Source organism: Methylobacterium sp. Leaf102 (genome assembly GCF_001422425.1).
Classification (GTDB): domain Bacteria; phylum Pseudomonadota; class Alphaproteobacteria; order Rhizobiales; family Beijerinckiaceae; genus Methylobacterium.
On sequence record NZ_LMMX01000027.1, the window covers coordinates 1 to 8,251 of the forward strand.

The 8,251-nt window shown below is 64.5% G+C and carries 7 protein-coding genes and 1 pseudogene; 2 read left to right on the plus strand and 6 right to left on the minus strand.

Translation table 11 applies throughout. The annotated features are described in order from the left end of the window. The first annotated feature begins 260 nt into the window (after positions 1–260). Complete coding sequence (locus ASF27_RS21645; RefSeq protein ID WP_244481017.1) at positions 261–542, plus strand: helix-turn-helix transcriptional regulator; 282 nt, start codon at positions 261–263, stop codon at positions 540–542. After that, entirely contained in the window at positions 532–1,809 is a 1,278-nt protein-coding gene (locus ASF27_RS14295) for a HipA domain-containing protein (protein ID WP_056361118.1), read from the plus strand. Before ASF27_RS21645 ends, ASF27_RS14295 begins: the two co-directional genes overlap by 11 nt. Before the next feature lie 647 nt (positions 1,810–2,456). On the opposite strand, the gene ASF27_RS14300 is transcribed toward ASF27_RS14295, so the two are convergent. The 6 genes and pseudogenes from ASF27_RS14300 to ASF27_RS14325 all read right to left on the minus strand — a co-directional run bounded on the left by ASF27_RS14300 (position 2,457) and on the right by ASF27_RS14325 (position 8,080). Continuing rightward, entirely contained in the window at positions 2,457–3,782 is a 1,326-nt protein-coding gene (locus tag ASF27_RS14300) for a type II toxin-antitoxin system HipA family toxin (protein WP_082479159.1), read from the minus strand. Between the two features lie 12 nt (positions 3,783–3,794). After that, positions 3,795–4,073 carry a helix-turn-helix domain-containing protein gene (locus tag ASF27_RS14305; protein WP_082479155.1) on the minus strand — a complete coding sequence of 93 codons (279 nt, stop codon included), beginning with the start codon at positions 4,071–4,073 and terminating at the stop codon, positions 3,795–3,797. Between the two features lie 938 nt (positions 4,074–5,011). After that, a pseudogene (locus tag ASF27_RS14310) lies at positions 5,012–6,184 on the minus strand (efflux RND transporter permease subunit); the annotation flags it as partial. A 249-nt stretch (positions 6,185–6,433) separates the two neighbouring features. Further along, positions 6,434–6,997: a TetR/AcrR family transcriptional regulator gene (locus ASF27_RS14315; RefSeq protein ID WP_056361121.1), complete on the minus strand. Its 564-nt coding sequence runs from the start codon at positions 6,995–6,997 to the stop codon at positions 6,434–6,436. Positions 6,998–6,999: 2 nt separating this feature from the next. Next, positions 7,000–7,344, minus strand: coding sequence for a multidrug efflux SMR transporter (locus ASF27_RS14320; protein ID WP_056361124.1), 345 nt, complete (start codon positions 7,342–7,344; stop codon positions 7,000–7,002). Positions 7,345–7,669: 325 nt separating this feature from the next. After that, the gene (locus tag ASF27_RS14325; RefSeq protein ID WP_056361127.1) at positions 7,670–8,080 is read right to left on the minus strand and encodes an AraC family transcriptional regulator; all 411 of its coding nucleotides are present in this window, start codon (positions 8,078–8,080) and stop codon (positions 7,670–7,672) included. Positions 8,081–8,251 lie beyond the last annotated feature (171 nt).

Sequence of the window (8,251 nt, forward strand, 5' to 3'; positions counted from 1 at the left end):
TCCACATGGCACGTCCAGATGAGGCTTCAGCACCCTTCTGGAATCACCGCCATCCCGGCCACTCAACCCCGGCCGGACATTATCGGACGGGCTCTTAGGTCGCGCGGACAGGGCACCATTCGTCGGGGGGATCCTTTGTGGAGTCCGTCGTAGAAAGAAATTATAGTTTCACTTAGTCCGACATATGTGCAATCACGGTTTCCATGCTGCACGCACGATCGAGCCATACGCCTTTCGAAGTCAGCGCCGGGCTGAAGGAGATGGGGCAAGCCATACGCACCGCACGGCTCCGACGCCGGCAGTCGGCGGCGGAGGTCGCCGCACGGGTCGGCGTTTCGCTTCCGACCTTCCGCAAACTGGAACACGGTGACCCGACCGTGTCCCTCGGAGCCTTCGCCACCACGGCTTGGGTCCTTGGATTGCTTCCCGGCTTACAGGCCGCGGTCCGTCCCGAGAGCGATGCTCATGCCGCAACGATGGAAGCAGCACGGGCGCCCCGCCGGGGCCGCAGGCCGCGCGAGATGAGCCTCGATGACCTTTGACGCCGCGGGACAGGCCAAGGTCAGGGATGTCTTTGTCCACGTTCGCCACCCCGACGGGACCGCCGACATCGCTGGACGCTACAGGCGCGTCCAGCCCCCAGCGGGACAGGCCTACGGGGAGTTCGAATACGTCGGCTCGTGGCTGAACAATACCCACGGCCGGGCCTTTGCCCTCGACCCCGAAAACCTGCCGCTGCGGCGTGGCCCGACAACCACGCGCCGCCGCGGCCTGCTGCCCGGCGTCCTCGCCGACGCAACGCCTGACAGATGGGGCCGCCGCATCATCGAGGCAACGCGCCCCCCCGGACCGCCCATGCTCTCCGGCGACTGGCTCCTCGCCACTGGGGACGAGCGTGTCGGTTGCCTCGCCTTCTCGACCATGCCGTCGCCGCCGCCGCAAGATCCCGGCTTCGCCGCGACTGAGGACCTCGCCACGATCGCGGAGGGGTTCGAGCGGCTGGAGAGGGGCGAGAGTCCCGGCGGCCTCGCCGAGCGGCTGTGGCGTGCCGGCATCAGCCTGGGCGGCGCACGCCCCAAAGCTGCCGTTGCCCACGAAGGAGCCCTCTGGATCGCCAAGTTTGCACGCCGCGACGACGAGTACGACCAATGCGCCTCCGAGCATGCCACCATGCGCCTTGCCGAGGAATGCGGGATCCGAGCGGCGCCAACCAAAGTGCTTGCGATCGGTCCCCGCAAGGTCGTCCTCGTCCGACGCTTCGACCGGACCGACGAGCCCTTCCAGCCGACCTGCCACTATCTCAGCGGGCTTTCGGCGCTTGGCTACGACGACACCACCGAGGCCGGCTCCTACGCGGAACTGGCGGCCTTCATCCACAGGCACGGCGCCCTGCAGGTGGCGGACCGCCACGAACTTTTCCGGCGCATGGTCTTCAACGTCCTATGCGGGAACCGGGACGACCACCTGAAGAACCATGGCTTCGTGCGCGGAACCGACGGCGGGTGGCGCCTGTCCCCTGCGTTCGACATCGTTCCCCAACCCGACATGCCCGACGCCCAGGCCATCGGCCTCGGCATCATGGGAGGGATGGCGACGCGGCTGAACTACATGTCCCGCATCAAGGACTTCGATCTCGATGCCGCCGCGGCAGACGCGACCGTCGCCGGAATGATCGGCGTGATGCGCCCTTGGAGGCGGATGTTCGCAGAATGGGGCGTGTCGGCGGCGACGATCCGGCGCCTCGAGAGAGCGTTCTCGCCACAGATCAGCGACGGCGCCGATCCTGATTTGGCGCCCATCCAGCCGTGACGGAACTGGGCCCCCTTCCACGGGCACATCAATAAGCAAGGCCGATCATTTGGTTGTGAGGGGAGGGGGCGAAGTGGTTATCCCTATATTGGCCATGCCCTCTGCCAACCTATCAGGAAAACCCTATAAAATCTGAATCTTGCCAGGGGTGTCATCTCGATGTCGCGCCCAAACAAACCATTCGCATAAGATATCTTATGGAACCTGAGCGCCCGACTGTTATGGTTAATTTCTGATCTGCTTACGGTTGCACGTCAATTTGAGAATTATCTGTATCCCGAAACCCGAATCGGGCAGTGCAGGGGCCCGTAGGAGTCCACAGAATGGGATACCCCTCCCCTCCCCTACCAGAATAGCACTCAAGCTCGCTTTTATCGGCCCCTTCAGCGGCGCCTCAGAAGTTCCCCCAGCCTTGTTCGGCTTCGCGCCATCAGCGGATCTCCATCCGAAACCACTGGAATGCCCGCTTCTAAACCTACTGTTCCCGTTGAGGCGGAATGGTTGGCTTGGCAGCCACAACGTCCTCAGGCTGTAATAAATTCGGCAAGGGTTCGGTCGCTGCGACCGCCGCCAGTAGACCGCCTGGGACGGCTGGCGTGCGGTGCGTGTGCACTCCGCACCATCTGACGTGATTACTTTGGCATGCCTCACCTGTCGAAGGCCGTGGACGTGGCGCTCTCCGGCGGCTCCCCGGACTCAGCATGCATGCGGGGCACTGTGCCGAGTTGGTTCGAGATCCTGCGGACTCGCTTCAGGACCTCATGCTCGACGTTGTCCAAGATCTGGTTCCCACCCGCCGGCATGGCGGCGACGGCGTCTTTGGCCGCGGACACGTGTTCGCGAACGAGTTCGCAGAGTTCGGCGACCCGGCGGAGCGTGGCGGCGGGGTTGAGGCCGACCTCGGCCGCGAGCTTCTTCCAGTCGTCTCCGCGGATGTGGACCGCCTCGCTCCTCTCGCCGATCCTCTGTGCCATGTGCTTCGTGATGGTCGGCCAGACCTCGCCGCACATGATGTCGTACAGCGGAGCTAGCTTCGCCGTTCCGCGCGCGCCGATCATGAGTGAGTAGTTCTTGGCATGCGCGTCGGTGTTGCATGCGAGGACGTTGAAGATCAGGCCGTCGAGGAGCTTCAGCCTCTCGCCGGGCGATACGTGGTCCGCCACCGCCGCGAACAGCTGCTTGAGGCCGGGTCCCGGCCCGACCATCGATCCCGGGGGAGGTGTCTCGTACTTCTGCACTGGGTAGTACCCCAGGACCTGCGCTAGGTCCTCCTGGTGGATGCGCCGCACTTGGCCCCCGGCATCCTTCAACCTGTCGTAGCGCTCGACGAGGAGATAGCTCCGCGCACCCGCCTTGCCGGTCGTGACCTTGGCGGTCTCGAGGCCGCACATCCCGGCGAGCGTCAGGCAGAACGCCTCGTTCTGGACGCTGCCCTTGAGCCGCGGGATGTCGGGCTTGAGGATGTGCGTCGAGGGCTCTCCCTCGAGAGGGATGCAGATGGTCCCGGCGGCGACAGAGACCGCGATCTTGTCCTGGGCCCCCGCCAACGACATCGAGACGCCTTCGGTCCCGACCAGGAAGGGGCGCTCCGGGAGGTCGTCGATGACGCGTTCGAAGTCGGCTTCCGTTTCGATGGGTACAAGTCTGCCGCCGCTTCCCCTGGGTTGCCCGATAGAGAGCGCTCCGGCGGTGTCGCGGCCCATGCGCGAGAGGATGCCGAGGACGTCCTGCGAATGGACGCCCATTATCTGCCCGATCTCGTGCAGGTGGGATTCCGGCAGGAGATTGGCGAGCCACGGCATGATCGTCCTGCCGCCGTGGCCGCTTTCGGCAAGGGGCATCGATAGCGAGATTGGGAAGGCGGCCTTGCGGCTTCGCCAGGCATCCTCATAGACGAGTGCCGGCCCCGCGTCGGTCTTGGCAATCCGGGCGATCCTGATGTTCTCGTAGAAGACGTCGACGTATTCGGCCATCGCGCGCTTCATTCAGAAGGAGGGTATATGGCCAAGCTCGTCGTCCTGCTCGGGCTCCGGTTCAGCGACTTGGGGGGAGAATTGCGGGGCCGGGGCATCTGTGAAGCGGAATCCCAGTTCAACCGCCACCGTGAGTGCCTTGTCTAGCTGGATGGTCGCCTTGCCAGCCTCTAGATCCACGATGAAACTAATGTTCACGCCGCATCGCGCCGCGAGGGCCGATTGGTTCAGGCCCCTCTGCTTGCGGGCGCGCCGGACGGCAGCCCCGAATTCCTTGGCGTTCCTGATCACGGGACCATCCTCCACACGTCGACCATGCGCCTAGTGCAAGCAAGCCATAACGCTGAATTATGCCGAACGCCACAATCGCTCTCCCATCCTGTGGATTATGGTGAGCGGCATAATTTATAGAGATTACGCAAATTTGTGGCGATCGGCACAACCCCGGGGGTGGCCGCTGTGATTATGCCGAGCGGCAGAACGCCACTCGAACGCCTTGCGGTTCACGGCCGCGCCCGCACTGCCTGAGCCTGGGGGGTTAGGACAACATATGCTGCGGTGAAGGGGGAGACCGTCCGCTTGGTAACGCCCTTTAAGTTCCGTTACCGACTGACCGTGGCTTATAGTCGGTAATCGGGCCACGCGCGCGTTACCGGCGGCCCGGATCGGCCATGCACCGCGGCAGCCACCGCTTCGGTAGGGAACGTCCCCAAACGTTATCGTCGTTGCGGAATGAAGTCTCAGGAGCCCCCCGAATGCAGCGTGCTGGGCCGACGCTTGCGCGGACCCTGGAACGGATGGATGGACTACCTCCTCGCGATAATTGACGCGACTGAGACCATGCTGACCTCGCTTGGTCCGCTTGGAAAGCGCCTTCTCCAGGGTCTTGGCATCGATTGGCCTGAAGGCCGACGCGGCGAGGTCCCGGTCCTGCGGTCCTATCGCCGCGAGAAGCTCGTCGAGGCTTTGAGGTCCCTGCTTCTTGATCAGGTCGACGAAGTCGACGTGCCGTTTGTTCGGCTGTGCGCCAGAAGGGGAACTTGGCGACCTGCCCGGAAGCGGACGTTCCGCTTTCGACCCAACCCGGTCACCGCTCCCTCGTCGGGCCCGGCCCGAAAGCGGTCGTTCGTTGTGTTACGCGTTCCGATTAGTAGCCGAGCTGCGTGGGGGGGCGCGAAAGGTGGGGTTCGTTGATTGCCGGAGGCAAACCTCCGGCAATCCGTCACTCTTTAGCGAACACCGCGCGTCATATCGATGTTCGAGGGCAAGCTCAGCGTTTCATCGGCCGCACGGGGAGACGTGGCTCTTGGCCTGCCGTTGAAGGCCGAGGCGATCAAGACGTAGAACAGCGGGGTAGCGAACACCGCCAGCACGGTCGCCGTGACCATGCCGCCGAGCACGCCGGTACCGATGGCCCGCTGGCTGTTCATGCTCGCACCCGTGGCGACGGCGAGCGGCACCACGCCGAGGATGAAGGCGAACGAGGTCATCACGATGGGGCGGAAGCGCAGCTCGCACGCCTCCAGCGCCGCGTCGCTGACCGACCGGCCCTGGGCCACGAGGTCCTTGGCCACCTCGATGATGAGGATGGCGTTCTTCGCGGTCAGGCCGATTACCGTGATGAGGCCGACCTTGAAGTAGACGTCGTTGGGCATGTCCCGCAGCAGCATGGCGAGGACCGCCCCGACCACGCCGGTCGGCACAACGAGGAGCACCGCCAGCGGGATCGACCAGCTCTCGTAGAGCGCCGCGAGGCAGAGGAAGACGCAGAACAACGAGAGAGCGAGCAGGTACACCGCTTGGCTCCCCGAGAGCTTCTCCTGCAGGGACTGTCCGGTCCAGGCGTGGTCGAACCCGGACGGCAGCTTCGCCGCGAGCCGCTCCATCTCGGCCATGGCGTCGCCGCTTGCGTAGCCCGGCGCCGCGCTGCCGCCGAACTTGATGCTCGGGTAGCCATTGAAGCCCACCACCTGCGAGGGACCCATCGTCCACTCGATCCGCGCGAACGATTGCAGCGGCAACATCTGACCCATGGCGTTGCGTACGTTGAGTTCGAGCAGGTCCTCGGCCCTCATCCGGCGCCCGGCCTCGGCCTGGACGATCACCCGCTGCATCCGGGCCTGGTTCGGGAAGTCATTGACGTAGGCCGAGCCGAGGCTGGTTGAGAGCGTGTCGTTGATTTCGGCGAACGTGACGCCGAGCGCGTTCGCCTTCTCGCGGTCGAGGATGAGCTCGACCTGGGGCGCCGTCGGCAGGCCCTCGACGTAGACGCCCTGAAGGACCGGGCTTTTCGAAGCGGCAGCCAGCAGTTGGTCGCGAGCGGCGGCCAGCGCCAGGTAGCCCTGCTGGCCCTTGTCCTGCAGGCGGAAGCTGAAGCCACTGGAATTGCCGAGGGAGGCGAGACGTCCCGGCAGGTCGAGCATGCGCTGCATGATGGTCGCCGCCACGGTCACGGTCGACACGTTCATGGTGGGCGTCTCCGCCCCGGGCGTCGTCGGGTCGGTGGCACTCGGCTTGCAGCCGACCAGCGCTAGGATCACGATGCAGGACGTAACCACCGGGACGATGGGCAGGCATCTGCGTTCACGCTCTCGCATGGGTCTGCGGGTCCTTGGTCCGGGATGGTGGGAAGGACGGCCTGGCGGGACCGCTCAGTCGGGAAGCGTCATCGCAACCAGTCGCCGACGGAGGGCGGGGAGGTCCGGCATCGGGCCGCCGTCATCGCGCAGGAGGCCGGCGAGCCAGACCCCGTCGGCGGCGAGCCGCACGATCTCCAGCGTCGGATGATCGTCGGTCGCGTGGTGCCGCCGGACGAACCTGGCGAACCACGCCGCCGTGACCCGCCGCAGGCTCGGTTCCGTCAGGGACGAGATATAGAGGGCCGTCCACTGGCTGCCCTGGTTCAGCATTAGGTCGTCCAGGGTCACCGTCACGTAGGCCCGGGTGAAGCGGCCGTACGGCTGCGGATCGGTCGCCATCGCCGCCTCGATGTCGGCATCGAGCTTCTCCAGGAGCTCGGCGACCACGGCGTCGATGAGGGTCTGCTTGCTCGCGAAGTGGTGGAACATCGCGCCCTTGGTGACGCCTGCCGCCGCGCAGACCGCCTGAACGGTCACGGCGGAGAGCCCTTGCTCGATGGCCAGATTGGCCGCGCAATCGAGGAGCGTGCGCCGAACGAGCTCTGGCTGCTTCCTGCGGCGGTAGGCGTTCTCCATGGTCAGTGCCCCGTCGAAGTCGAGAACACCTGCATCACCATCACGCCGCCGACGATCATGCCGATGCCGACGAGCGCGGGCAGATCAAGCGACTGCTTAAACACCGCGGCGCCGATCACGGCGGTGAGGACGACGCCGACCCCGCTCCAGATGGCGTAGGTGATCCCGAGCGGCATGACCTTCAGGGCATGCGTCATCAGGTAGAACGCGCCGGCATAGAATGCTGCCATCGCCAGCGTCGGCACCAGCCGTGTGAACTGCTCGGACTTCTGCAGGAAGGTCGTGCCCGCAACCCCGCAGAGGATGGCGACGGTCAAGGCGGCGTAGGCGAAGGCTTGGCTCGGCATGGTCTCACCGGTGAATCGATGAGCACATACATACAGACCGTTCGGTATCTTTCAAGTCACATTCCGCTTTCCCGCGCAGGCATCGGTTATCGAAGGTCTGAAAAGGGCGGATGCCCGAGGCGATATGTGCGGGGCGACGGAATGGCGATCCACGCGTCCGAAAGGGGACAGGGGGGTCCCCACCCAACCCGATTGCAGGGCGGACGGGCAGTTCCCGACCCGATATAGCCATAAATCTCTATCTTCGAGTTACCCCAAAGAAGACGTTCGGTGCTTGAGCGAAGGAGAGATCTCTGAATCGCTCAAATGACGTCCACCAGCAGCTTTAGGCACGCAGTGCCCCTGGTGTCAGGCCGTCCTCCCGACGCATCACTGATGTCAGGTGGCTTTGGCTGGAGAACCCGCATGTCAAAGCGATTTCTGCCAGAGTCATGGGCCCGCCGAGGATGAGTGTACGCGCATGATCGAGACGCATGCGGGTAAGGTACTGATGAGGGCTCGTGCCGGTGCGCTGCCGGAAGGTGCGGAGCAATTGGCTGGACGAGAGACCGACCACGCTCGCGATGTCGTCAAGCTTGACGGTACCGGCAAAATTCGCAGACATGTAATCCCGCAGCCGCCTGAACTGTCGGTCGGACAAGCCGGCACTGACCTGTTTTACGCTGCGGGCGCCATATTGCTTGAGCAAGTGGAACCCTAAAAGGTTCAACAGCGAGTCCAATTGCAGGTCTGGCATACCAATATCGGCGTCGCATCGGAGCTCGTCACGGAGCATTTCGCCTAGAGGCTGTTATGGACCTGAGCGGTTTGGAATTCAGATGAGGAGGCATGACCTCTTCGCGCCAAGCCTACCCGTCCGATGTTTCCGATGATGAATGGGCGCTGGTCGCGCCGTACCTGACGCTGC

What these genes read in the sequence shown, in the direction of transcription:
- ASF27_RS14300 (WP_082479159.1), bottom strand. Translation starts at nt 3,782, where the DNA reads ATGGCCGAATACGTCGACGTCTTCTACGAGAACATCAGGATCGCCCGG.
- ASF27_RS14320 (WP_056361124.1), bottom strand. Translation starts at nt 7,344, where the DNA reads ATGCCGAGCCAAGCCTTCGCCTACGCCGCCTTGACCGTCGCCATCCTC.
- ASF27_RS14295 (WP_056361118.1), top strand. Translation starts at nt 532, where the DNA reads ATGACCTTTGACGCCGCGGGACAGGCCAAGGTCAGGGATGTCTTTGTC.
- ASF27_RS14325 (WP_056361127.1), bottom strand. Translation starts at nt 8,080, where the DNA reads ATGCCAGACCTGCAATTGGACTCGCTGTTGAACCTTTTAGGGTTCCAC.
- ASF27_RS14315 (WP_056361121.1), bottom strand. Translation starts at nt 6,997, where the DNA reads ATGGAGAACGCCTACCGCCGCAGGAAGCAGCCAGAGCTCGTTCGGCGC.
- ASF27_RS21645 (WP_244481017.1), top strand. Translation starts at nt 261, where the DNA reads ATGGGGCAAGCCATACGCACCGCACGGCTCCGACGCCGGCAGTCGGCG.